This is a genomic window from Staphylococcus sp. GDY8P120P (genome assembly GCF_017892065.1).
GTDB classification, from domain to species: domain Bacteria; phylum Bacillota; class Bacilli; order Staphylococcales; family Staphylococcaceae; genus Staphylococcus; species Staphylococcus nepalensis.
The window spans coordinates 59,162-85,375 of the sequence record NZ_JAESKI010000009.1 but is presented as its reverse complement, the minus strand read 5'-3'; the positions used below and the strand labels follow the sequence as shown (position 1 = coordinate 85,375).

Below are 26,214 nucleotides of genomic sequence, written 5' to 3'. Positions count from 1 at the left end.
CTACCGTATTCTAAGCATTGTTAAAACTATCAGTGTTTATTCTTAGCATGTATTAATGTATAATGTTGTAGTAATTATAAGATTAATTAGTAATAGATCATAGTATAGGAGGACAAGATCTTGGCTAACCAAAGCGAAAAGATTCCTCGTGCCACATTGAAGCGTTTACCGTTATATTATAGATTTGTCAATACATTAAAATCTAAAGGTATAGACAGAGTTAATTCTAAAACAATTAGTGAAGGATTAAATATTGATTCTGCAACAATACGTCGTGATTTTTCTTATTTTGGTGAATTAGGCAAAAAAGGGTATGGCTATAATATTGACAGTTTATTACATTTTTTCAAAAATGAAATTAGTGAAAATGATGAAATTAAAATCGCCATCGTGGGTGTAGGAAACCTAGGTAAAGCATTATTAACATATAACTTTTCTATTCATGATGAAATGACCATAACGGAAGCTTTTGATATACGAGATGAAGTGATCGGTACTGAAATTGGGCAAGTTACTGTGAGTCCATTTTCGAAGGCTACTGATATATTAAAACAAGAACAAATAGATGTTGTGATTTTAACAACGCCTGAAGATGCTGCACAACAAGTTGTAGATACTTTGGTTGATGCTGGCATTAAAGGCGTGCTCAACTTTACACCAACACGTGTGTATACACCAGTAGATGTTCAAGTCCACCATATTGATTTGGGAATTGAGCTACAATCTTTATTATTCTTTATGAAAAACTACAGTAATAAATAAGATTTTAAAGCACTGAGCTTTTTATAGATGTAAGTCACCAATCATGACGATACATTTATAAAAAGCTTTTTTATTTTCCAAATAGTTTCATATTTAATTAGTGAATTTATACTTTTTTTAAATTATTAATCATTAAAGGTTGAAATTTCCATATAAATCTAATATGATAATTCATATTGATTTTATCGGGAAAAGAGGTAATGTTATGACGTGGTTAATAATCAGTGGATTGGTCGTGGGTGCGCTTCTAGGATTTGTCATGCAACGTACACGATTTTGTCTTGCTGGCGGTTTTAGAGATATGTATATTCAAAAAAGTAACAAAATGTTCTACGCATTATTAATAGCGATATCTGTACAAAGTATTGGCTTATTAATATTGACTTCCACTGGATTAGTACAAATTCCAGAATCAACATATCCAATAATTGGAACGGTAATAGGTTCATTTATTTTTGGGATTGGTATCATATTAGCTGGTGGTTGCGCCACTGGGACATGGTATAGAGCTGGAGAAGGATTGATTGGAAGTTGGTTAGCACTTATCGCATATGCATTTACTTCTGCTGCTACTAAATTTGGTTTATTGTTACCTTTAATGGACGGGGTTAATAAACCAACTAATGTAAATACTAGTATGTCACAAACAACTGGTATTCCAACTTGGGTTTGGGTTTTGTTATTAACGATTATAACTATCACATTTGTTGTGAAAACATTGCGTAAACCAAAACCAAAAGTTGCAGTTCCGAAATTAAAGCAAAAATTTACAGGCGTTCGTCATTATTTATTTGAGAAAAAATATCATCCATTTGTAGCAGCTATAGCAGTTGGTCTCATTGCACTTTTAGCATGGCCTGTCAGTGAATCTACAGGAAGAATGTATGGTTTAGGAATCACAACGCCATCTGCAAACTTAGTTCAATTTTTCGTAACTGGAGACCTTAAGCTTTTAGATTGGGGTGTTTTCCTTGTCTTAGGAATTTTTGCTGGTTCTTATATTGCAGCCAAAGGATCCAAAGAATTTAAGTGGAGATTACCAGATAAGAAAACAATTCGTAACAGCATTATTGGCGGTGTTTGCATGGGCTTTGGTGCATCAGTAGCTGGCGGTTGTTCAATAGGAAACGGATTAGTAGAAACAGCTACAATGTCGTGGAAAGGTTGGATAGCACTTGCTTCCATGATATTAGGTGCATGGTTCATGAGCTACTTTATATTTATCAAACCAATGAAAAAAGCACAAAAAGTAGAAAAATCTGCGAAGCATACAGTTTCAACGCAAACTCAAACGACTTAAGATTTTAACTTAAAGGAGGAATTAATTATGGTACATGAATTAGGAACAGTAGGAATGGTATGTCCCTTCCCTTTAATTGAAGCACAAAAGAAAATGAGTACATTGGAAAATGGTGAGGAGTTAAAAATTGACTTTGATTGCACGCAAGCAACAGAAGCGATTCCAAACTGGGCAGCTGAAGAAGGTTATCCAGTGACTAATTACGAACAGCTAGATGATGCTTCATGGACAATTACAGTTCAAAAGGCATAATGCTTTTCAATAAATAGTCGGACTGAAATATAGATGTTCATGATTGAAATAAAAATCTGGGTTTATTCCAAGTGAATAAAGCCAATTTTTAAATAATATATTAACACCTTCGTTGGATTCATAATAAAATGAATTTATACGAAGGTGTTTTTCTACGTTAAGTGTTCAATTTTTGAAGACAATTTATGATAATTAAATATAGATAGCACAATGGTTTATTATATTGGCAGGCGTTTATTGAAACAAATATCTTAAGCACAAGCGTTTCTTAGCCAACATAGTTCATTTTATTTTTAAATAGTATTTAAAGCGGTTGCAATATGATAAAATAGATGATGTTTACAATAGCAAATTAATGAGAGTGAAAATTTATGAAAAACATTGAAGACATTGCAAAAATTGCTGGTGTATCTAAAAGTACAGTTTCTAGGTATCTAAATAATGGTTCAGTCAGTAATAAAACAAAACAAAAATTAGATAAAATTATCAGTGAAAATAACTACCAACCCAATCAATTTGCACAAAGTTTAAGAGCAAGAAGGACGAATATGGTAGGTGCGATTATCCCACGTATGAACTCTTTTGCTGTTGATGAAACTATTCAGGGTGTTAAAACAATTTGTGATAATTTAAATTATAGATTATTACTTAATTACACAAATTTAGATATTGAAAAAGAAATAGACGCGTTAGAAACCTTTAATAGAAGCAAAGTAGATGGCATCATTTTTATGGCTACAGAAATCACTGACCGACATTTAGAAGTGATTAATAAAATAGATGTACCAGTCATCATCGTTGGGCAAGCACATACTGATTTGAATTGTGTTATTCATGACGATTATCGAGCTGGTTATTTAGTAGGAAAATATATTGGAGAAAAGGGTTTTACGTGTGTTCAGTTTTTTGGCGTTACAGAAAGCGATGAGGCAGTTGGCATACAGAGGAAAGAAGGGCTTATAGATGGTTTGAAAGTAAATGGTGTAATGCCTCAAATGACATTAACCTCATTCAATTTTAAAGAAGCAATGCCAGATGTAAAGAAAACACTTAATGCATCGCCAGACTTAGAAGTAGTTATAGGCGCGACAGATTCTATTGCATTAGCAGTGCATAAAGTGATTTCAGAACAATCAAATCAAATGTTTAATCCAATGGTTGTTGGATTTGGTGGCGATCCAGTTACTGAAATTGTCTCCCCATCAATCCAAACTGTGCTATATCACTTTGAAGAAGCTGGTGAAGTAGCTATGAACCAGTTAGAGAAACTGATTCAACACGTTCCAGCAGAGTCTAAAATATTAATTGATGTCAGTCTGTCATTTAAAATATAAACAATCGATGGTATGATAAATTATATTAAGTGGAACCGGTACCAAAATCCGGAAGAATTTGCAATAGGAGGAAAAACAGTGCGTGAATGGACAAGAGATGAACGTTATCAACGTTATGAAGATATGGATCAAGATACAATAAATGAATTAACAGAACGTGTTAATCAATCCAAATATAGACAATTATTTCATATACAACCGAAAACAGGACTATTAAACGATCCTAATGGACTTATTTATTTTAACGGAGACTATTATATTTCTCATCAATGGTTCCCTTTAGGACCTGTTCATGGTTTGAAATATTGGTATACATATATAAGTAAAGATTTAATCAATTTTGCCGATAAAGGTATTTCATTAAAACCAGATACAAAAGATGATAGTCACGGAGTGTATAGTGGCAGTGCGTTTGTTTATCAAGATAACTTATATTATATGTATACTGGCAATCACAGAGATGAAGACTGGAATCGAAAATCAACACAACATATAGCTAAAGTGCATAAAAACGGTGAAGTACATAAATTTCCTAAAGCTGTGATATCGGGGCCCCCGTCAGGTTATACACAGCATTTTAGAGACCCAAAAGTGTATGTTAAAGATGGGATTTATTATGCCTTTATTGCTGCTCAAAATGAGGAAGGGTTCGGCCGAATACTCCAATATCAATCCAAAGATATTGTTAATTGGACGTTTCAAGGTGAAATTCAAACCAAACTAGATGCCTTTGGATATATGTGGGAATGTCCAGACTATTTTAATTTAGATGGCTTTGATTTATTATTATTCTGTCCACAAGGTGTTGAACCAGAAGGAGAGAAATTTAGAAATATATATCAATCTGGTTATATCATGGGCCAATACGATATCGAAAATTTAGACATGAATCATGGAGATTTTCATGAATTAGATCATGGTTTTGACTTTTATGCACCACAAACTTTTACAGATGCTTCTGGAAACAGAATACTAATAGGGTGGATGGGTTTGCCAGAAATAAATTATCCTTCTGACTCTGATGATTGGGCACATTGTTTAACAATCCCACGTATTTTGTCCATTGAGCAAGGCGATTTAAAACAACGTCCAATTAAGGCGCTTCAACAATTGAGATCTAATAAGGAAACAGCGCTAGGTTATGCAAATAAATTTACACGTTTTTTGTATCCATATGAAGGTAAACAATTTGAGTTAATCATTGATATTTTAGAAAATGAAGCTACTGAGATCTATTTTGAAATCAGAGCATCTAAATTACAATCGACACTCATCACTTATAATACGAAAACAAGAAAAATCACATTGGATCGCAGTGAAAGTGGTACATTGCCAGAACCAGTTGATGGAAAAACACGAAGTACCTATTTAGATAAGCCTTTATCTCAATTGCAATTATTTGTTGATACTTCAAGTATTGAACTATTCTGTAATGATGGTGAGCGTGTGATGACTTCAAGAATTTTTACGGATGATGAAGCCATAGGTATAAAAGCTTCTACGGAATCTGGACAAGTATTTCTTAATTTTACAAAATATGATTTAAAGGATGATAAATAAATGAAACGTTTACTTGCAATAGGAGAAGCACTAATAGATTTTATCCCTGACCAGAAGGACTCAAAATTAAAAGACGTTGAAGGGTTTACAAGGCAGGTAGGGGGCGCTCCTTGCAATGTTGCTTGTACGACGACAAAATTGGGCGGACAAGCTGAAATGATAACGCAATTAGGTACCGATGCATTCGGAGATTTAATTGTTGAGACAATAGAAGAGATTGGTGTCAAAACTGATTATATTCAGCGTACAAATGAAGCAAACACTGCATTAGCATTTGTAAGTTTAACTAAGGACGGTGAACGAGATTTTTCATTTTATCGCAAACCATCTGCAGATATGTTGTATGATGCTAACAATATAGCACATATCACAGTATCGGAAAATGATATGCTACATTTTTGTTCAGTAGATTTGGTAGACAGCCCAATGAAACAAGCGCATAAAGCATTAATAGATAAGGTTAAATCAGTAAATGGTACTATTATTTTTGATCCTAATGTACGTTTACCATTATGGGACAGTGAAGCGGCTTGTAGAGCAGCCATTCATGAGTTTCTACCATTAACACATATTGTGAAAATTTCTGACGAAGAATTAACATTTGTAACAGGATTTGAAGATGAACAAAAAGCGGTCGCATGGCTGTTCCAAGGCACTGTTGAAGCGGTCATTTATACTAAAGGTAGAGATGGTGCTGAAATTCATTTAAAAGATGGCACAGTCATTAGTCATTTAGGATATAAAGTACAAGCAGTAGATACAACAGGTGCTGGTGATGCATTTATAGGTGCATTAATTAATAGATTATCAGTATCTCAAATCAATAACCCTATAGAAGCTTTGAAAATTGAAGGCGAAACAATGCTGCAATTTAGTAATATAGTAGCTGCAAAAGTTACGACCAAATACGGTGCAATCGGTAGTATCCCCACTTTGGATGAGGTAGAACAAGCATTAAAAGGTTAAAAACAAAGGCTTAGAACGAAATGAGTATATATTTAATTCAATAAGCTATTACCAATATAGTAAACATTAAGGTTAAAACAATTCATTTTGATATGCTCTCTTTAAAGAAAGCATACCATTTTGTGTCTCAATCTCTACAACTATAAAAAAATAGCTATGAAAAATCAATCGTCATTGATTTTTCATAGCTAAGTTTAGTATGTATTAAATTTTTTTTACATTACGTACGGAAGCGTAACAGTGTTCGTTATTTTTAAAGTAAACAATACGTGATTTAGAATCAATAGATTCAATATTGTGCCTGTTAATAACGAAACTATTATGGCATCTGAAAAAGCGTTCATCTAAATTGTCGATTGCTTTCAAGTTACCATAGAATTCAATTTGTCTATTATCTAAATGGGCAATTAAACGATGAGAATTAGAGGAAGACTCAAAGAACATTACATCATCGTATTGTACATAAACAGAATTGCTTCCACGTTTTAATTCAATTGTTTCTACAGTACTTTCTTTAGAAAGTAATTTCAATCGTGTTTCAGAAGTTTCAAGACAATCAATAACTCTTGATTTCAATTCATCAGGATCATCCTTGAAAATAAAATCCATAGCCGCAACTTTATAAACAAATGTCAGATAGGTCAGTTCACTATGACTAGTGACGAAAATGATATTACTGACTGGATCATATTTTCGGATTTCGCTCGCTAATTTAATACCATTAATATCAGCTTCTAATTGTATGTCTAGAAAGTAACAACCGATATCTTTAAGTTCCTTTGCATGTTCCAATACCTCATAAGGATCAGAGGTTGCTACTTCAATTTCCATCGGTTTTTCTTCTATCATGATGTAATTATTGATAATAGAAACCAAATTTTCACGTTGTCTCTCATCATCTTCACAAATGAATATTTTCATATATACACATCCTTATGAATCTGAATTTAATATTTCTACTTTTTGAATAAAATAGTTATTATCAATGGTCGTGTCTAATAAAACATTGGAAGTTGCATCGGTTATTTCTTTTAGGTTAGATAAACCTAATCCTCGGTTTTTACCTTTTGTAGAATAATTTTCTTGGAATAATGTATGTACCCTAGGCATATCTGGCTTACATTTATTCATAACAATAAATGTCACAGATGCGTCTTCATTTTTAATAAAAGCAATACGAATTAAAGGATCTTCTTCAATTTTTTCTGATGCCTCAATCGCGTTATCTAGTAATATACCAATCACTCTACTTAAATTGATAATTGGCATATCAATTTTTTCAATTGGTTCAGGCACCTCAATGCTTAGTCTAATGTTTTTTTCTTGTGCTTGTAAAATTTTAGTAGTTAATAAACCTTTAATTTCACGAACTTTTAAATTTTCAATACCATTAATTTTGAGTGACTTCATTTGCATATTATCTTGCATCGGCATAATTTCTTCATTGAAATATTTACGTAGGCCTTCCATATCATCTTCTCTTATAAAATCAGATAAAGTTGAAAGTATATTAACATAATCATGTCGAAATTTACGCATTTCATTATTAATTTCTTCGATTTGCAACGTATATTTATAATAATTTTCAATTTCTTGCATATTACGCTTATACTGGATTTGGCGAATAATACTAAAAGAAATGGTAACAATTAAAATCGCAGTAGTAACAATTACGACTGCATACATAATTGAAATAAATTTAGCATCACCAAAAGTTACATCTTGTTGTGGTAAATAAAAATACATTAACCCTAAAATCGTTAATAAAAATAAACTAACTAACGTTAAATATATTTTGTTTAACGATAAATCTGAAAAAGATAAGCGTTTAATAAAAAATTTAGCAATGTACGTATAAATGATTGAAGCAATTGTAAATATGATTACAAAAAATATAGTGAAAGCATTATCAATTGACACCAAATCTACAAGCAAAGTACTTAACCATAAACTTGTAAAATTAGCCATATATAAAATGAAAAAGCAAATTAAGACAGAAACTATACCCATAAATTTCTTTTTAAAATACATAAATACTAAACTACAAACAAAAAGAAATACTACTGCTTGTGTATTCACAAATACGAATAAAACAGTAGAAGGGATTATTATCCCAATAATTGAAATATAATCCCTTTTAGTATAATTTATGCCATTAAAAAGTTTCAAATTGTAAAATAAAATAATTACTTGCAATAATGATAAAAATACTGAAATTAACGCTGACATATTATACACACTTTCTAACCAACTATTATTCGTATAGGTTTGTTAATTCTTTAGGTACTTCAGGTTCATCTACGTAGCCACCACAAGGGTTGACAGTTGAAATAGCACCTATAAAAGCAAAAAACTTCGCGAAAATTGTTAAAATTGATCCAAAAATATTCATAATTAATCATCCTCCTTAGGAAAAAATATTGGGAGTTGCAAGATAGATATAATAATAATTCCAAGTAACATTAGTTGTTGATAAGGCTCATTTAAAAAGATTGAAATTACCAACAACAGTAACGTTACACTTGTTGCCTTCATCTTCTTACCTTTTCTTAGCCGTTCTGGAATAGGTTGCTTTTTAGTAATAGATGGTGCGTATATTATAATTATAACTAAACCTATAACAGCTAAGGGGTACATTACCAAAGATGATATTTGTATATACCCGATTAACCAAGGTAGTAAAATAAAATAAATCAGACTTTCTAAATAACAAGTTAAAGAATTTCTAGCATGCGCGCCGTGCGCAAAATGCCTAATTATAAAAAATGATAAGTGGACAGTTAGTGTGTATAAAAATAGATGACAAAGGATAGAAACGCCATAAATTACAACCGTTTTAAAAAAATTGTTTACAAAAACTTGCATGCCTAAACGCATTTTTAAATATTCTATATGATCTAAGTTGTTGCGTTTTTGTAAGCTTCGTGCTAAGTTTTCGATTTTGTTGTCAATTACCTTTAACATGGCTTTTCTCTCCTCACTCGTATTATACAATTTTAATTATATTTTAGGCGTCTCATTGCTTAAGTGTATATTTTGAATTCCTAACTGTTTGAAATTCTTATCTTCTTTATTTTAACATACAATTCTTAACGAATAAGTATGAAATATTACGAGTTAGGGAATATCTCACGCAATTAAACAGATATATGGTTAAATATAATTGTATCACAAAGAAGTGATAACATTGCTTGAGTCATTTTAACTGAATCGTTTAAATGACTATATTGATTAGACTTATGAGCAGGAGTCTAATTAATACAACTAAAAATTGTAACTGTGCTTTCTTCGTATAGTTATTGAAGTTACAAGTTTAGTTATCGTTTTCAGTTCTTTGAATACGGACAAGAGGAGGCTGATGTAGTGACAAGAACCTTTTCAGCAATAGCTAGTGATTTCGTAAAATAGTACTAAATAAGTACACAACTCGCTTAATTCTTTAAGCAAATCCCTTATTTGTATTTGTAGACCTTTCCCAGTCTCAAATCCAATTCAATTTTAACATTGTCTATAACAGAGACAAATTAAAATTAAACATGTAAGCTATCGTAAACATCATTCAATTTATCATTTTAATCGATAAATTCACTAATTTTTTTCATAATTAATAACATCCCCAAAAATAGATAGAGAAATAACTGTATAAAACATTCCCTTAATAATAAGTTACAAAACCGTGAGTCCCTCCCAAGCTCACGGTTTTTTATATTCATTTATAAAGATGAGGTCTCAAATTTTTAAAAACTGGTATTGATTCACGTTGTTTAGATACTTCATTTAAATCTAAAGAACAACTTAGTTGTCCTTCTTTATCGTTGAGTTGGTCTATCACTTCGCCATTAGGATTAATAATAATAGAATTGCCCGCATACTCGGTTTTACCATCATCACCACAACTATTGCAACCGATAACGAACATATCATTTTCAATTGCTCGTGCTTTCAACAGCGCAACCCAATGATCTAATCTAACACTTGGCCACTGTGCTACATAAATTGCTATTTCTGCGCCTTTACGTGCTGGATAACGTAGTAATTCAGGAAAACGTAAATCATAGCAAATGATTTGTGCAATTTTTACTCCATTCGAAAGTGAAAAGGGTTCAGGAACAGCATTACCTGCACTCATATAGAGTGGTTCATCTAACATAGGAACAAGGTGTACTTTATCGTAACTATTAATGAGATAACCGTGTTTAGATACTGCAAAGGCAGTATTATAAATATCTTCTTTCATACTGTTTGATACAGAACCCGCAACGATATCAACATGATATTGTATCGCTAATTTTGATATAAATTCAAAGCTTCGTGATAATTGTTGATCAGCAAGCTTATTTAATTGAGGTAGGGCATAACCGTTATTCCACATTTCTGGTAATACGACAACATCTGTTTCTGATGTCACATATTTAGAAAACCAATTTTTAATTGTTTCTTCATTTAATGAAACATTAGATGGTTCAATTTTAAATTGAAAGACTTCTATATTCATCTCTATCGCCCCTTAATTTAGTATTAAAGTTAATATACTAAATATTTTTAGAAAATTCAAAATTTGTTTAATAAAAAAACTGACAGGGAAGTTTAACAACTTACCGTCAGTTATAAAAATTATAAAAATTTAATTCTATTAACTAGCATATGAGTTTAATTATTTTCTAATAAGGAAACGTTTGCTTACATCATTAAATTCTTTTTCGCCAGCTTCTTCACGGACATTACCGAAAGGCATTTGTCCCACAAGTTTCCAAGTTTTTGGAATATCAAATGCTTCAGCAACGGCTACATCTACAAGAGGGTTGTAATGTTGGAGAGAAGCACCAATGCCCTCAGTACTTAATGCTGTCCAAATTGCGAATTGGTGCATAGCATTTGTTTGATTAGACCAAACCGCAAAATTTTCTGCGTAGTTTGGCATTTGATTTTGTAAACCTTCGATTACTTCTTCATCTTCAAAGAATAAAATAGTGCCATGTGAATGTTTGAAATTGTCAATTTTGTCTGCAGTAGGTTGGAAATCACGGTCAGGGCCCATTACATTTTTAAGTTCTTCTTTTGCGATTTCCCAAAATTTATCATGATTATTATTCAATAATAATACAACGCGTGTTGATTGTGAGTTAAATGAAGATGGTACATGTTTAATAGCGTGTTCAATTATATTTTCAACTTCTTTATCAGAAATTGAAATTTCTTTATCTAAACTATATACTGTGCGTCTAGTTTCTATAGCATTTTGCAATGCATCTAAATCTTTTGATTTTTTAGTGAAAATTCCCATTATGATAGCTCCTTTAATAATTCAAATTATATACCTAGTATAAATATTATATCAGAGTTTGTAAATAGGGTTTTTACAAAAAATTTCAGATTTATTACTTTTTCCTTTCAAAAAGCATCTAACTAATGAAAAAAAGTATGCTTTCTAATATAATAAAACTGAATGTAAAATGAATAATCGGAGGTGAGAGAATGAAAAGGTATAAAACAAATAAACTGTTAGTTTCTGGCTTCGCTTTTGCTGTAGGAGCTACTTTAATGTCTAAACCTATTCTAGCCGAAGAAGAAAATAAAGATACTAACAAAAATAACAATTTATCAATGAATTTAGCCAAAGATATTAGCGATAAAAATAAGGCGGTAAATTCAAAGTTTATGCCTTCAGTTTCTGACCTTTATGCAACAAACTATAATACAGAAAATACAAATTCGAATGTTGATGAAGCAACTGCTAATACAAATAATGCTTCAACGGATATACCAAATCAAGATGTAAATGATGGTACAAATGAAGGCACAAATGATTCAACAAATTCGAATCAACCAAACGATAATGGCGAAAGCACATCCAATAATCCAGATGAATCAAATGATGAACATATACCGATCAATTCAGATAATACAAACGATGATAGTACTTCAAACTCAGATATAAGTGACGATACAAATTCGGATCAACCAAGTAATGACGGCGGAGGTATGCCGAGCGATTCAAATAATTCAAATGACAATAATAGCTCAAATTCGGATGAATCTGATGACACAAATCAAGGCACAGATGATTCAAACAATTCGGAACAACCAAATAATGGTGGTGGAGGTACGCCAACAAATCCAGATAAACCGAATGATGGAAACACCTCAAATCCGGATGAACCTGGCGACACCAATGAAGGCGCAGATGATTCAAATAATTCGGAACAACCAAATAATGGTGGCGGAGATACACCAACAAATCCAGATAAACCGAATGATGGAAACACCTCAAATCCGAATGAACCTGGCGACATCAATGAAGGCGCAGATGATTCAAACAATTCGGAACAACCAAATAATGGTGGCGGAGATACACCAACAAATCCAGATAAACCGAATGATGGAAACACCTCAAATCCGAATGAACCTGGCGACACCAATGAAGGCACAGATGATTCAAACAATTCGGAACAACCAAATAATGGTGGTGGAGGTACGCCAACAAATCCAGATAAACCTAATGATGGAAACACCTCAAATCCGAATGAATCTGGCGACACCAATGAAGGTGCAGATGATTCAAACAATTCGGAACAACCAAATAATGGTGGTGGAGGCACGCCAACCAACCCAGACAACTCGAATGGCGAGGGCACAACAAATCCAAATGGCGTAGGTAATACAAACGAAGGGGCAGGTAATTCAACTTCCTCAGGTCAGTCGTCTAACTCCAATAATCTTAATAACCCTTCGAAGCCTAATAATGAAGATGATAAGGGCGATATCGGTGATAATTATCAACGAATACAACCAAATAGGCCTTCAAACCCATCACGACCTAATGTGCAAAGATCAGTTGAAAATGAAAAGTCTAATGGTCAGCAAAACAACATTACACAAAGGTCTCATTCGAATAACCAACATAGCGAATTAAACTATGGTAATTTACCAGCTAATGAAAGTACAAAACAAGCATCCTCAAATATAAATAATGAACATCAAATTTTAAACAGATTTAGCCAAATGTCTACTGGATCTTTCAAATATAATCCTTTTGTTGTGAATCAAGCAAAACAATTAAACGATAATCAAGATGATGTTTCGAACAAAGAAATTTTATCAATGCTTAGACCACACAAATTTGATGATAATAGTTTTTTAAACGAGTTACAAAAAGGCACAAATTATTTTAAGTTCCAGTATTTTAACCCGTTAAAATCACAAGATTATTATCAAAATTTAGATAATCAAGTATTAGCATTGATTACTGGAGAAATTGGTTCAATGCCAGATTTGAAAAATCCAAAAACCAAAAATGCTTCAGGCAAATATGAGTATCACTCAAGTAGTGATGAAGAAATAACCGAGACTACAAAAAGAGATGCCCAAAATACCATTGATATCAAATTTGAACGCACTTTATTTGCTTTAATCACAGCGATTATTGTAATTTTTGTAGGTGTACTGGTTGGATATTTTGTTCATCGTAAAAACAGCAAAATAAAATAAATACAGTCATTAATTGAATTGACATAAAAAAAGAGATGAAAGAAAAACCTAATCTAGAAAAAGTTTCGTTATCCTTCCTAAGCGTGGATATCAAAATTGAAACAATGATGTTTTTGGTTTAACCACATGCTTTTGATATCAATAAAGAGCCTGAGACAATCGTTGTCTCAGGCTCTTTTCTTAATATATTTTGTCACTCCAATAATCTAAATAATTAAATTAAAGATAAATGAAGCTGTTTCTTGTAATTCTTTTATTTTTTCTGGCCCTACTAAAACTTGAATGATAACTACAAAACCGTTTTGCATCATATGTACAACAATTGGCACCCATATACGTTTTGTAAAAGCATATAAACCTGAAAAAATCATTCCCATGCCAAAGTAAATTATAAAGAAAGCAGGGTCGCCATGCGCAGCACTAAAAATAATAGAACTTACGATTGAAGCTACAATGAATCGTAACGCTTTACTACCCTTCATAAGGTTATACAATTCACCGAATATAACTTTTCTAAATACATATTCTTCAAGAATAGGCCCTACTACTGAGATTAAAATAATAAAGACAGGTATTTCTTGGGCTACTTTCATTAATTGTTCAGTGTTAGGGCTTGATTTAGGGCCACCTAGAACATACATATTGATAATGCCGGCAATAATTTGATAAAACATAACACATACATATCCAATTAATGACCATAAAATTGCATAACGTTTCTTTTCCTTATGCTGTTGTTCAAGCTGTGTAGGATTAGAAATAAAGTTGTTGATAATAATGATGATAAATGCTGCAATAATAAATAAAGTTACTTGTGTATAAATATTAGCAAATGCTAATGATTTACCACTTAGATTGTTAAAAAAGCCTGCCATATGAAAAAATAAAACACCATATTGTGCAAGGCCATAAATAATTAATGTCAATATGGATACCCACAAACGAGACATAATGAACCTCCAAAAATAGTTTATACTCTATTTTAGCGCAAATTAGTTTTTCATACAAAATAAACAGTGATGGTTTTAACTTGAAATATTGACCAACTTTGATTATTATAGAAAGTAGATTAGCACTCTGATTAACTAAGTGCTAAAGATTTTTAATTCTAAGGAGGAACAATCAATGTTAAAACCATTAGGTAACCGAGTAATTATTCAAAAAATAGAACAAGAGCAAACAACAAAAAGTGGTATCGTATTAACAGATAGCGCTAAAGAGAAGTCAAACGAAGGTACGATAATTGCAGTAGGTGCAGGGCGTATTTTAAAAGATGGTTCTCGAGTTGCTCCTGAAGTAAACGAAGGCGATAACGTTGTATTTCAACAATTTGCCGGTACTGAAGTTAAACGTGGAGACGAAACTTATTTAATCCTTAATGAAGACGATATTTTAGCAATTATTGAATAGAAAATAAAAAATTAACTTTATAAAATACTAACAACATGGAGGTACGAGAAATATGGCTAAAGATTTAAAATTCTCTGAAGATGCACGTCAATCTATGCTTAGAGGTGTAGACAAATTAGCAAATGCTGTCAAAGTTACAATTGGACCAAAAGGACGTAACGTTGTATTAGATAAAGAATATACATCACCATTAATTACAAATGATGGGGTAACAATCGCTAAAGAGATTGAATTAGAAGATCCATATGAAAATATGGGTGCGAAATTAGTACAAGAAGTAGCTAATAAGACAAATGAGATTGCTGGCGATGGTACTACTACTGCAACTGTATTAGCACAAGCAATGATTCAAGAAGGTTTGAAAAACGTAACAAGTGGTGCTAACCCAGTTGGTTTACGCCAAGGCATTGATAAAGCTGTTGACGTTGCAATTGAAGCATTACATGAAATTTCACAAAATGTGGATAATAAAAATGAAATTGCACAAGTTGGTTCTATTTCGGCAGCAGATGAAGAAATCGGTAAATATATTTCTGAAGCAATGGAAAAAGTTGGCAATGATGGCGTTATTACTATTGAAGAATCAAGTGGTTTTAACACAGAACTAGAAGTGGTTGAAGGTATGCAATTCGATAGAGGTTATCAATCACCATATATGGTAACTGATTCCGATAAAATGGTTGCTGAGCTAGAAAGACCATACATTTTAATTACAGATAAAAAGATTTCATCATTCCAAGATATCTTACCGCTATTAGAACAAGTAGTTCAATCTAATCGTCCAATTTTAATTGTAGCTGATGATGTAGAGGGCGACGCATTAACAAACATTGTTTTAAACCGTATGCGCGGCACGTTTACTGCAGTAGCTGTAAAAGCACCCGGATTTGGTGATCGTCGTAAAGCAATGTTAGAAGATTTAGCAATCTTAACAGGTGCGCAAGTTATTACAGATGATTTAGGTTTAGAGTTAAAAGATGCATCACTTGATATGTTAGGTACATCAAATAAAGCTGAAGTTACTAAAGACAATACTACAATCGTCGATGGTGATGGCGATCAAAATAATATAGATGCAAGAGTAAGCCAAATCAAAGCTCAAATTGAAGAAACTGATTCAGATTTTGATAGAGAAAAATTACAAGAACGTTTAGCTAAATTAGCAGGTGGCGTTGCAGTAATTAAAGTGGGCGCAGCAAGTGAAACTGAATTAAAAGAACGCAAATTACGTATTGAAGATGCTTTAAACTCTACTAGAGCTGCTGTGGAAGAAGGTATCGTAGCAGGCGGTGGCACAGCATTTATGAATATTTATGATAAAGTATCTAAAATTGAAGCTGATGGCGATGTAGCTACAGGAGTGAATATTGTCCTGAAAGCTTTAGAAGCACCAGTTCGTCAAATAGCAATAAACGCTGGTCTAGAAGGTTCAATTATAGTTGAAAGACTTAAAAATTCAGAAGTAGGTGTCGGTTTTAATGCGGCAACTAACGAATGGGTTAATATGCTAGAAGCTGGAATTGTGGACCCAACAAAAGTGACACGTTCATCGCTTCAACATGCAGCAAGTGTTGCAGCAATGTTCTTAACTACTGAAGCAGTTGTAGCTAATATCCCAGAAGAAAGCGGTAATGACCCACAACCAGGCATGGGTGGTATGCCAGGTATGATGTAAAATAACCATTCAAGGCTGTTATATCAATATTTAGGTTGTTGACATGACATCATTTTACGTAAAAATTTTAAAATAATGCTTTATTGACGTTTCTCATTAGATTATCAAACTTTTGAGAAACGTTTTTTAATTTTAATCCTGAAACATGCTTTAATAAATAAGAACATGAAATAAATCATACACTGGCTATCCATATGATAATTTTATCAGTAGTAATGGTGAGAAATGTGTAGAAACAGGACGATTTAGGAAATTAAAATTATTTGAAATTTAATTATAAATTTAGATGAAATGAATAATTAATAAATAAAAGGGTAGAGAGTGAGTGTACATTTTAGATAACTCTTGAAACGTTAAAGGAGTGTCTTGTACGTATGATATATCTAATTGTGGAGGGAGTTTAATTATGACAAAAAAATCAGTATACGATGTGATTGATATGGGCATTAATTATCTTATTTCAAATTATGAAAATTGGAATAATGATCAAGTGTTAGATGATAAAATTGATTTATTTCCAAACACGATACATTGGCAATATGGTCATGTATTAACTATATTCGAAACAGCTTTATCTTTATATGATAAAAATACAGTGGATATAGAGAAATATACAAAACTGTTTGGTTATGGTTCTTCACCGGAAAACTGGGAAGACGAAACAATACCAGATATTAATGAGATATTAGATACGTTACAAACATTGCCTGAACGTTCTAGAAAACTTACAGATGAAGAATTAGAAGCTGAGTTGACTGAAACGATTGCAGGTTGTAGTACATTAGATGAATTATTAGTACTAAACGCGATTCATATCCCGTTACATGCCGGTAAAATTGAAGAAATGTCACGTGTCTTGAAACAACAACAATAAAAAAGAGATGAAATTGCTTTTTAGCAATTTCATCTCTTTTTTATTGTTAAGCATTTTGTAGATCTTCAATGCCTTTTGCAATGGAATCAAAAACATGAGGTATATCATTTTTTTCAACACAACTGAAAGCAATTCTAATGTCAGAATCATTTAATGCGATGATGCCGATTGAATATTTTTCAATTAAATGTTTACGTAATTGTTCTGGGTTAACGGCTTTAACTTGGAGCGCCATAAAATAACCAGAGTTAAAATCATATGGTTGCCAGTATGCTGCATATTTTTCATCATAAACAACAGATTTTGTAACACGGTATCTATCGTTTAGCGTATTAATATTATTTTGAATCTCTTTATCAAATTCATCATGATTTTCAAGAACATATTTAACAGCGCTTTGTGATGGCATTGGGCCGCTCGAAATATTGCTTCTTATCAATCCTTTTACTTTGGCTTCTAAAACTTGTTTGGTAGTATCGTCTTCAACGCCAAAGCTGATAAATCCTACTCTTAAGCCCCATGCAAAAAATTCTTTAGTAGCGCCATCCAAACGGATTGGTAATAAGTTTGATAAATGTAAATTCGTTAATGCAGTAAATAGAGATTGTGTGTAAACATCTTCATAAAATAAACCATAGTATGCGTCATCTACTAACGCAATTACGTTTGTCCCACGTTCAGCAAGTGATTTAATTGCATCAACTATGATGGTTGCCTCATCTTTTGTAGGTGTGTAACCAGTTGGGTTATTTGGATAATTTAAAATTAAAACAACTTTTTCTTTATTGTATTGTTCTAATGTATGAACAAGTTGTTCAGTAGTAAAATGGCCATTCTCATCAAAGATGTCATACGTTTCAATTTCAGCGCTGTGTCTTGTACTATATACAAGTTTATAATTACCCCAATTATGTGATGGTAATAAAATCGTATCGCCGCTATCAACGAACATATCTCCAACTAGGGATAAACCATGTGTCAATGCATTGGTAACGATAGGTCTAGACATGTCATTAGAATTTAAATCAGGGTTTTCTTTCAACATTTTTTGTTGCCACAAGTCGCGCAGCGTCTCTAAACCTTGAGGTGGAGCATAGGGGAAAATTTCATCTGGTTCTAAATGATTGAACATATCGTTTAATGTTTCAGCATACATTTTACTATCTTTATATGTTGCCATACCGATTGTAGCATTATACTTAGTAGCTTTTGCTTCAGCTGATTGTGATAAAATACCTTTTGGATAATACATTAACTTTCCAAGATCAGAAAGCATGTCAGCAATTTCTGGGCTGGATTTAGATAATTGCTCGTTTAAATCTAAAGCTAAAGGATTCATAGTTGGTCAACCTCTCTTTACTTTTTTAAATGATATATCTATATTATCTTGAAATAGGTTAAAATTAAAGTGTTGCACGTGTTTTATAAGAAAATTGTAAAATTATAGTTATTTATACGAACACACGTTCTATTTTATGTTAGAATATAAATAGGCCATCAAATTCCTACATGGTACTTTTTTCTGTGGGGGGTGTAGTATGGTTACGTGGTGGCAAGAAATCATAGTTACGTTATTAACAGGTGGCTTGCTTGTTGTATTTCGAGTTTGGTTAGAAGACAAATGGAAAAACAAATAGGTGGCCTTACACAAAAACCCCAAGTCTGCGGTACCAGACTTGGGGTTGTGTAGTATAATCCGTGGATGCAATATATATTTTATCATCGTAAAGTAGAAACTGCAAACAATATATTTTATTGCGCGTAATAGAAATTAGTAACTAGAAAATGGTAAATACGCATTATACTAATGTAATGCTTTTAGAAATTAAAAGAAAACTTTGGTACAATGTAGTTATTTGGGGTGAGTATAGTGAAACATTTAACAAAAATATTTGTGATTATTGCTATCATATTATTTATTGTTGGCTACTATTTACAAGCTACAGGTCATGAAAATTCTGGAATTAAATTACTAATTGCCGCGATTATGTTTATGGTTTGTGCATTTATAAATAGAAGTAATGATAGACGAAAAAGGAATAATCAACATAATAAAAAGAAATAATTTTAAAAAGCTATAAATGAGTGTATCGCATAGTAAATACATTTATTTATAGCTTTTATTTCGTTTTTAATTTTATTACAAATTTTTCTTTACAACTGTGTGTATATTGTATATATTGTATATATACAGTTATGGGGGAGGACGTTAATGAAAATACTTTTGAAAAATAGTAGTGAAAGACCGATTTATGAGCAAATTAAACAACAAATAAAAGAAAATATTTTAAAAGGCTACGTTGTTCCTGGAGAACATTTACCATCCATGAGAGAGTTAGCATTAGATTTAAGTGTGAGTGTGATTACCACAAAACGTGCTTATGAAGATTTGGAAAAGGATGGTTTTGTTTTTACTATTAGAGGTAAAGGTACATTTGTAAAAGAACAAGATAGTTCAATATTAAAAGAAAAACAGTTTATAGTCATAGAGTCTTTAGCTAAATCGATGAGTAAAGAAGCTAAGACAATAGGGATGTCATTGTCTGAATTACAAGAGATCCTTACTTTAATCTATGAGGAGGACGAAGAATGAATGTTATAGAATTGAAAAATGTTCATTATCAACATAAAGCATTTCAATTGAACGATATTACTTTTCGTGTACCTCAAGGTTTTGTAACGGGATTTATTGGTGCTAATGGCGCAGGAAAAACAACTATCATTAGGTTGATTATGGATTTAATTGAACCTCATGATGGTGATATATTCATTTTTAATCAAAAAATGAAAAATAATGCTGTAGCTATTAAAGATAAAATTGGTTTTGTTTATTCAGAATTATATCTTAATGATAAATGGACAATTAAAAAAATTGAAAATTATATTGCTCCTTTTTATAGCCGTTGGGACCATGAGATCTTTAAGTATTACATTGAAAAGTTTGGTTTATCTTTTAATAAAAAAATTAAAACTTTTTCAACTGGTATGAAGATGAAATTATCTATAGCGATTGCGTTTAGCCATCAAGCTGAATTATTTATATTTGATGAGCCAACTTCTGGGTTAGACCCAATTATTAGAAATGAAGTTTTAGATATAATACAAAAAGAATTAATTGACGAAAGAAAAACCGTTTTTATATCCACACATATCATTTCAGATTTAGAGAAAATCGCGGATTACTTAGTTTACATTAAAGATGGCCACATCGCTTTAGGTGATTTTTTAGATAATATTTTAAAGCAATTTCAAATTGTTAAAGGTGATCCTCAACAAATTGATGAAGAGTTAGTTCAACTCACATATTATTTTGAAAGAAATAAAACAGGATATACTGCTTTAACCACACAAGCCAATGTATTTTATGAAATATTCGGGAATTCTGTTACAATTACTACTCCTACAATTGAAGATTTAATGGTTTATCTCGAAAAAGGGACCCGAAATAATGAGTACGATCGTTATGAAAACGAATAATACGGGAGGTCTAAGATGAAAAATTTACTTATTCGAAATCTTAAGTTGCGTAAATGGACAATTGCTATTTATACCGTTTTACTCGTTGCGTCTCCATTGCAGCTTGTGTTGGACTATCATACCAATTTAGCTAAAGTATTATACTCTACACTTGGAATGATTTTAGTAGCCATTTCAGTGTTAGATTCTGGTCATGTCTTTCGATTTAATAGTAAATTAGGACATAAACATGCATATCATTTTTTTGCCAGTTTGCCAGTTTCTAAACTGTCTTTACTTAATGCCAACTATCTCACAGTAATTATTTTCACTTTAATTGGTGCCGGTATTTTATCTTTATATGGTGCAACAAATAATGATTTTTCAAAGGATGCAATTAATATTAATTTCACATTGCCTTTCTCATATATTGCAATTAATTTATTTGCAATCCCAATAGGGTTTAAGAAATACACTGAACAAAAGTCAGAATATATTTCTTTCATTCCTTATATATTAGGTATGCTGATTTTTATTCCGTTTTTAATTGCGATAATGATTATTGGATATTCCTTATTATTCAATTATAATTTTGAACATTTTAAGTATTTTAAAGATAGCTTTAACTATGGCTTTTTAGCTCTAAGCATTATATTTTTTGTGATAAATTATATAATTCAATATAGAAAATTAACTTAATTTTAAAGGAGGCGTACTATGCAATTAAAAGAAATTACGAAAACGTATGGTAGCAATAATGTATTAGACCATATTGATTTTGACTTCGGTCATAGTCAAATTGTAGGTTTAATAGGAAAAAATGGTGTAGGTAAAACAACACTGATGAAGGTCATGAATGGCAATATTGTTAATTACAAAGGAGAGGTACAATTAAGTAATAAAGAAAATATAGGCTACTTAATTGAACATCCGAAATTATACGATAATAAGTCTGGCTTATATAATTTGAAACTGTTCGCTAATGTGTTAGGCAAAGGCTTCGATAAAAAGTACGCTGACCAAATCATTGATGCTTTTGGAATGCGCAATTATATAAAAAAGAAAATAAAAAAATATTCAATGGGTATGAAACAAAAGTTAGCAATTGCAGTTTCTTTGATGAATAAGCCTAAATATTTGATCTTAGATGAACCAACAAATGGTATGGATCCGGATGGTTCTATAGATGTTTTAACAACTATTCAATCACTCGTACAAGAACTAGATATGAAAATATTAATCTCTAGTCATAAACTTGAAGACATCGAATTAATTTGTGATAGAGCTGTATTCTTACGGGATGGTACCTTTGTACAAGATGTAGATATGAAAGAAGGCGCACCCACTGATTCTACAGTGTTACATCTTGAATTAGAAGATTTTGATGAAGGGTTAGCTTACTTAAATGAACATTTTGATGTTTTACAGTCACAAAAAGAGAGTGGAGAAATTATATTGAAAGCACAAAAAAATTATAGAAATATCCTCAAAGGACTGGCTAGTAAATCAATATTCCCTAAATATATTGAGACACGTAAAAGTTCTTTACGTGATACTTACTTTAATATAAATCAGAAAGGCGGCCAATAATGAATAGCATTCAACTTGTAAAATATGACTTGATTAGTATTTTTAAAAGTCCATTGACTTATTTAGCGTTACTATTGACTATTTTGCCAATGATTGGATTTACAATTCTATTTGTTCAACAATCTGACGAAATGAATGGAAATACATTACTTGCGATAGGTAGTTGGTTCTTTTCAATTATGGGCTTGCTTTTTGTAATTAAAACCATTACACGCGATATATCTCAAGGAACAATACAATTGTATATGAATAAGACATCGAGCCGTGTAGGTTATGTTATTGCAAAAGTAATTTCTATTATATTAATAGCAATATTAATAACAGCGATACTTGTGATTTTCATTTTAATTGTTCAAGGTATTGTAGACGGTGAAAATGTTAAAACTGAAAAAATCTTTGAATTACTTTGGTTTTTCTTAATGTTTCATCTATTCTTTGGTTTATTATTATATTTATTTGCGCTAATCGTACCTAAAACAGCGCTTATCTTTACTTTGGGTATTTTCTTAGTATTAATTGTGCCGTTTGCGGAACCATTTTTACCAATGATTCCAAAAATTGGAGACAATATTCAAGATGCATTAAAATATATCCCATTTAGTTATTTAACATCGAAAACAACTACTGGGGATTATACGTTTTCTAATTGGCAATGGTTTATAACATCAGCTTCTATTGTTATTTTATTTATCATCAACTTGTTCTATGCATCTAAGAAAGATATTTAATATAAATAACCGAAATTAAAATTTTTTTAAAAGACGTATGAATTGCGGTTATATTAGCGCAATCCATACGTCTTTAGTTATTTAGTAATCAATTTATCTAAAATTGAGTCGTAGACATATTTCCACATTTGTGAATCTGTTTTGTAACGATTGGAGATAATTGCATGTGTTTCTGCAGCTTTATCGTCAAACGTTGGGTCATCTTTTGCAGGTAGCTTTGAGCGTGTTTCATCAACAAAGTTCTGTGCGTGTCTAGAACGAGGTCCCCAAACAGTTTGTTGTTCAAATTCATCGTTAAGAAAAACAAAAATTGGAATGGATCTAGCTGTACCGTTCGTTAAGTATTGATCTATTAAATCTGTGTTTTCATCACGGTGAAATACTCTCACTTCAAAATGAAGTGCTTCACTTATATGTTTCAAAATAGGAAGATTCATCATGGCATCTCCACACCAATCTTCCGTGATAACAAGCACCTTGCTATAAGGTAGTGATTTAATTTTTTCAAGACGTTCATCATCTTGAGGAATTGAGAATGAATTATAAATAGATAGTACATTTTCTTGGTTTTCAGTCATATCCTCAATGTATTGATCAAGCGGTTGACTGTTTTTGAAATAAGTTTCTAAACTTGTCATTGTTTTTCCCCCTTTAATTTATTAGGTATTATTATAGCAACAATTGTTAGTGAAAGAAAATTTTTAATACTCAGAAAAATGATAAGTTTCATCATATGTTTTAAATGAAAATACTATCTGAGTATGCTATATTGTTTACGTATAATGGAGTGTGTAAGCTACTTTGAAACGACGTAAAACTTTGGTATTTATTATTTTTTTATTAATGGCCGCAATGGTTTGGATGCTAATTAATTATTTAAAAAATGAACAAACTACAAATTTATCATGTTTAACGATTAATCAAAATAAGGTTAATTCTCAGATTGATATTCGTAATTATATTAAAAATGATGATGTGATGTTAAAAAAATATCAAATTTATTATACAAAATCACAGCCAGACTTGATTTATAAAGTTGATAAAAGTAATGATACGGTTAAATCAATGACTTTAATAAGTGATCAGAGCATCAATACGAATTTCAACACCTCAATTAACAATCGTATACAAAATGTAAAAAACTATCTGGGTAAAAATTTTATTGAGAAAAAATTGCGTAATGGATTTAAGGCTACTATTTATGTGGATAAAGATAATCAAATAAAATTATCTCTCATTCATAAAGATAATAAAATAAAAAAATTGAAATCAATAAGAAGTAACTTTAAAAATGACATTCCATTTAGGTATGTTATTTTTTGAATTGCAATAGAATTTGGTTCAATTTTACGAATTGAATGGTGGTAGATAACTTGGATAAAATCACTTTTTTAAATGCTCTAGAACAAGAATTACATAATCTACCTCGTAATGAGCGAGACAAGATCATGTATGAGTATGAACAATATTTTTTTGAACAAGAAAGTGACGGTAAAAATGAGTATCAAATTATTGGCGCGTTAGAATCCCCAAAGCAAATCGGTAAAGAGATTATGGTAAAAAATGCAATCGTTTCTGCAGAATATAGACCAAATGCTAAAAATATTGTCAAAGCTATTATGGCATCCCTTGGTATGGGGATTCTTTCGTTAGTTATTATTTTGTTACCAATGGTGGTATTGGCTGTATTTATGTTTGGTTTATTGCTTGTTGCTTTTTTCTTAACAATCAGCCCCATATTATTAATTATTCACGGATTACTAAATCATATGATGAGCCTTGCAATTAGTAATTATTTTTTTGCTTTTTCTTTTACAGGATTAGGTATCGTGTTGTTTGTGATTATTGCTAAGTTGAGCCAGCTTGTTTATCGCTTGATTTTAAAATACCTAAGATGGAATATCCGAACAATTAAAGGAAGTGCAGATCTATGAAGCGATTATTTATAGGCGGACTAGGGCTGTTTATCATTTGTTTCCTAATAGGAAGTATTGCCTGGTTCGGTTTTGAAAAGCAAAATGAAAAATTGAACACTGTTAATAAGGTGTTGAATACGAATGATATTAAAAATTTAGATGTATTGACTGAAAATTGTAAAGTCTTAATTAAATCAGGTGGCCAAACTTCGATAAAATATAAAGGTAAAAGAAATATTGACATAAAAGAAGTGGATAATACTTTAAAGGTAAAAGAAACTAAGGAGTTAGAAAACCACTACGGTTTAAATTTCAACCCCTTTAGACAGTTTGACGATCATTTAATAATCACCTTACCTAAAGAAAAATTAAATAAACTTAAGTTGTCAAGTAGTTATAATTCTATTAACATTAAGAATTTAAATATAAAATCAGCTGAAATATCTAAAAATAATAAAAATGGTGGTAAAGTAAATATAGACAAAACTAAATTTGAAAAATTATTATATAAAGGTGTAAACTCACAAATAAAGCTCGATGACAGTGAAGTTATAAATGCTGATATTAAAACTGAAAATGCAAGAATATTAAGTGAAAACTCGTTAATTCAGAAATCTGTACTGTTAGCCAATCACAGTAATATATATTTATCAGATATAGATGTTAATTCAAATTTTAAAGCATCTACGAAAAAGGGTGATATTAATATTAGTTATAAACAAGCACCTAATAATATATTATTAAAATTATACCCTGTTCATGGTACAACAAATATCAATAATAGTCGTTTTGTGAACGATAGAGTAGGAAACGGAGACAATATTCTAGAGTTATATACAAATGACGGAGATATTAATATCGATTAATAATTTAAAGAGGCTTAGGGATTGAAATGCTCCCTCT

General features: G+C 31.4%; 29 protein-coding genes. 20 read left to right on the top strand and 9 right to left on the bottom strand.

The features are described 5' to 3' along the window. The first annotated feature begins 120 nt into the window (after window positions 1-120). The 6 genes from KA900_RS08350 to KA900_RS08325 all read left to right on the top strand — a co-directional run bounded on the left by KA900_RS08350 (window position 121) and on the right by KA900_RS08325 (window position 6,174). Window positions 121-762, top strand: coding sequence for a redox-sensing transcriptional repressor Rex (locus tag KA900_RS08350; RefSeq protein ID WP_096808846.1), 642 nt, complete (start codon window positions 121-123; stop codon window positions 760-762). 205 nt (window positions 763-967) lie between these two features. Beyond that, entirely contained in the window at window positions 968-2,062 is a 1,095-nt protein-coding gene (locus KA900_RS08345) for a YeeE/YedE family protein (protein WP_096808847.1), read from the top strand. 27 nt (window positions 2,063-2,089) lie between these two features. Then, entirely contained in the window at window positions 2,090-2,314 is a 225-nt protein-coding gene (locus tag KA900_RS08340; RefSeq protein ID WP_096808848.1) for a sulfurtransferase TusA family protein, read from the top strand. 371 nt (window positions 2,315-2,685) lie between these two features. After that, window positions 2,686-3,648 (top strand): LacI family DNA-binding transcriptional regulator, encoded by a 963-nt coding sequence (locus KA900_RS08335; RefSeq protein WP_096808849.1) that lies wholly within the window; start codon window positions 2,686-2,688, stop codon window positions 3,646-3,648. A gap of 78 nt (window positions 3,649-3,726) precedes the next feature. Then, complete coding sequence (locus KA900_RS08330; RefSeq protein WP_115342048.1) at window positions 3,727-5,208, top strand: sucrose-6-phosphate hydrolase; 1,482 nt, start codon at window positions 3,727-3,729, stop codon at window positions 5,206-5,208. Then, window positions 5,209-6,174 (top strand): carbohydrate kinase family protein, encoded by a 966-nt coding sequence (locus KA900_RS08325; protein WP_115342049.1) that lies wholly within the window; start codon window positions 5,209-5,211, stop codon window positions 6,172-6,174. A 204-nt stretch (window positions 6,175-6,378) separates the two neighbouring features. Here the strand turns inward: KA900_RS08325 and agrA are convergent, their stop codons facing one another. From agrA to KA900_RS08295, 6 genes are all read right to left on the bottom strand, one after another. Continuing rightward, window positions 6,379-7,095, bottom strand: a complete 717-nt coding sequence (agrA, locus tag KA900_RS08320; RefSeq protein ID WP_096808852.1) for a quorum-sensing response regulator AgrA — start codon at window positions 7,093-7,095, stop codon at window positions 6,379-6,381. Between the two features lie 12 nt (window positions 7,096-7,107). Next, entirely contained in the window at window positions 7,108-8,403 is a 1,296-nt protein-coding gene (agrC, locus tag KA900_RS08315; RefSeq protein WP_103373156.1) for a quorum-sensing sensor histidine kinase AgrC, read from the bottom strand. A gap of 25 nt (window positions 8,404-8,428) precedes the next feature. Continuing rightward, window positions 8,429-8,566, bottom strand: coding sequence for a cyclic lactone autoinducer peptide AgrD (gene agrD / locus KA900_RS08310; RefSeq protein WP_103373157.1), 138 nt, complete (start codon window positions 8,564-8,566; stop codon window positions 8,429-8,431). Between the two features lie 2 nt (window positions 8,567-8,568). Continuing rightward, window positions 8,569-9,138: an accessory gene regulator AgrB gene (locus KA900_RS08305; RefSeq protein WP_103373158.1), complete on the bottom strand. Its 570-nt coding sequence runs from the start codon at window positions 9,136-9,138 to the stop codon at window positions 8,569-8,571. 745 nt (window positions 9,139-9,883) lie between these two features. Next, on the bottom strand, window positions 9,884-10,669 hold the full coding sequence (locus KA900_RS08300; protein WP_103373159.1) for a carbon-nitrogen family hydrolase: 786 nt from the start codon (window positions 10,667-10,669) through the stop codon (window positions 9,884-9,886). Window positions 10,670-10,828: 159 nt separating this feature from the next. Further along, window positions 10,829-11,458, bottom strand: coding sequence for a nitroreductase family protein (locus KA900_RS08295; RefSeq protein ID WP_096808857.1), 630 nt, complete (start codon window positions 11,456-11,458; stop codon window positions 10,829-10,831). A 191-nt stretch (window positions 11,459-11,649) separates the two neighbouring features. On the opposite strand from KA900_RS08295, the gene KA900_RS08290 reads away from it, so the two are divergent. Beyond that, entirely contained in the window at window positions 11,650-13,662 is a 2,013-nt protein-coding gene (locus KA900_RS08290) for an SdrH family protein (RefSeq protein ID WP_210139430.1), read from the top strand. 206 nt (window positions 13,663-13,868) lie between these two features. Here KA900_RS08290 and mroQ read toward each other — a convergent pair whose 3' ends face one another. Next, a complete protein-coding gene (gene mroQ / locus KA900_RS08285; protein WP_096808859.1) occupies window positions 13,869-14,612 on the bottom strand; it encodes an intramembrane glutamic endopeptidase MroQ in 744 nt (247 codons plus the stop codon). 175 nt (window positions 14,613-14,787) lie between these two features. Between mroQ and groES the strand changes: the two genes are divergently transcribed. The 3 genes from groES to KA900_RS08270 all read left to right on the top strand — a co-directional run bounded on the left by groES (window position 14,788) and on the right by KA900_RS08270 (window position 17,621). Beyond that, on the top strand, window positions 14,788-15,072 hold the full coding sequence (gene groES / locus KA900_RS08280; protein WP_096808860.1) for a co-chaperone GroES: 285 nt from the start codon (window positions 14,788-14,790) through the stop codon (window positions 15,070-15,072). Window positions 15,073-15,124: 52 nt separating this feature from the next. Continuing rightward, the gene (groL, locus tag KA900_RS08275; protein WP_096808861.1) at window positions 15,125-16,747 is read left to right on the top strand and encodes a chaperonin GroEL; all 1,623 of its coding nucleotides are present in this window, start codon (window positions 15,125-15,127) and stop codon (window positions 16,745-16,747) included. Window positions 16,748-17,153: 406 nt separating this feature from the next. After that, window positions 17,154-17,621, top strand: coding sequence for a DinB family protein (locus KA900_RS08270; RefSeq protein WP_210139429.1), 468 nt, complete (start codon window positions 17,154-17,156; stop codon window positions 17,619-17,621). A gap of 46 nt (window positions 17,622-17,667) precedes the next feature. Here KA900_RS08270 and KA900_RS08265 read toward each other — a convergent pair whose 3' ends face one another. Continuing rightward, window positions 17,668-18,960, bottom strand: coding sequence for an aminotransferase class I/II-fold pyridoxal phosphate-dependent enzyme (locus KA900_RS08265; protein ID WP_115342068.1), 1,293 nt, complete (start codon window positions 18,958-18,960; stop codon window positions 17,668-17,670). Between the two features lie 199 nt (window positions 18,961-19,159). Between KA900_RS08265 and KA900_RS14770 the strand changes: the two genes are divergently transcribed. The 7 genes from KA900_RS14770 to pmtD all read left to right on the top strand — a co-directional run bounded on the left by KA900_RS14770 (window position 19,160) and on the right by pmtD (window position 23,395). Then, complete coding sequence (locus KA900_RS14770; RefSeq protein ID WP_096808864.1) at window positions 19,160-19,258, top strand: Trp-rich small protein; 99 nt, start codon at window positions 19,160-19,162, stop codon at window positions 19,256-19,258. A 233-nt stretch (window positions 19,259-19,491) separates the two neighbouring features. Beyond that, complete coding sequence (locus KA900_RS08260) at window positions 19,492-19,686, top strand: SE1626 family protein (RefSeq protein WP_096808865.1); 195 nt, start codon at window positions 19,492-19,494, stop codon at window positions 19,684-19,686. 147 nt (window positions 19,687-19,833) lie between these two features. Next, a complete protein-coding gene (pmtR, locus tag KA900_RS08255) occupies window positions 19,834-20,214 on the top strand; it encodes a PSM export ABC transporter transcriptional regulator PmtR (protein WP_096808866.1) in 381 nt (126 codons plus the stop codon). Continuing rightward, entirely contained in the window at window positions 20,211-21,098 is an 888-nt protein-coding gene (gene pmtA / locus KA900_RS08250; RefSeq protein WP_115342069.1) for a phenol-soluble modulin export ABC transporter ATP-binding protein PmtA, read from the top strand. The genes pmtR and pmtA overlap by 4 nt, the downstream gene beginning before the upstream one ends. Before the next feature lie 15 nt (window positions 21,099-21,113). Then, window positions 21,114-21,776, top strand: a complete 663-nt coding sequence (pmtB, locus tag KA900_RS08245; protein WP_096808868.1) for a phenol-soluble modulin export ABC transporter permease subunit PmtB — start codon at window positions 21,114-21,116, stop codon at window positions 21,774-21,776. Between the two features lie 18 nt (window positions 21,777-21,794). Beyond that, entirely contained in the window at window positions 21,795-22,667 is an 873-nt protein-coding gene (gene pmtC / locus KA900_RS08240; protein ID WP_103373597.1) for a phenol-soluble modulin export ABC transporter ATP-binding protein PmtC, read from the top strand. Beyond that, entirely contained in the window at window positions 22,667-23,395 is a 729-nt protein-coding gene (gene pmtD, locus KA900_RS08235; protein WP_096808870.1) for a phenol-soluble modulin export ABC transporter permease subunit PmtD, read from the top strand. Before pmtC ends, pmtD begins: the two co-directional genes overlap by 1 nt. Window positions 23,396-23,472: 77 nt before the next feature. Here the strand turns inward: pmtD and KA900_RS08230 are convergent, their stop codons facing one another. After that, window positions 23,473-24,033: a thioredoxin family protein gene (locus KA900_RS08230; protein ID WP_103373598.1), complete on the bottom strand. Its 561-nt coding sequence runs from the start codon at window positions 24,031-24,033 to the stop codon at window positions 23,473-23,475. 163 nt (window positions 24,034-24,196) lie between these two features. Here KA900_RS08230 and KA900_RS08225 point away from each other — a divergent pair, with 163 nt between their 5' ends. The 3 genes from KA900_RS08225 to KA900_RS08215 are packed head-to-tail and all read left to right on the top strand — an operon-like array spanning window position 24,197 to window position 26,177. Then, window positions 24,197-24,718 (top strand): hypothetical protein, encoded by a 522-nt coding sequence (locus KA900_RS08225; protein ID WP_115342070.1) that lies wholly within the window; start codon window positions 24,197-24,199, stop codon window positions 24,716-24,718. A 50-nt stretch (window positions 24,719-24,768) separates the two neighbouring features. Then, window positions 24,769-25,329: an HAAS signaling domain-containing protein gene (locus tag KA900_RS08220; protein WP_096808873.1), complete on the top strand. Its 561-nt coding sequence runs from the start codon at window positions 24,769-24,771 to the stop codon at window positions 25,327-25,329. Continuing rightward, a complete protein-coding gene (locus tag KA900_RS08215) occupies window positions 25,326-26,177 on the top strand; it encodes a DUF4097 family beta strand repeat-containing protein (protein WP_103373734.1) in 852 nt (283 codons plus the stop codon). Before KA900_RS08220 ends, KA900_RS08215 begins: the two co-directional genes overlap by 4 nt. Window positions 26,178-26,214 lie beyond the last annotated feature (37 nt).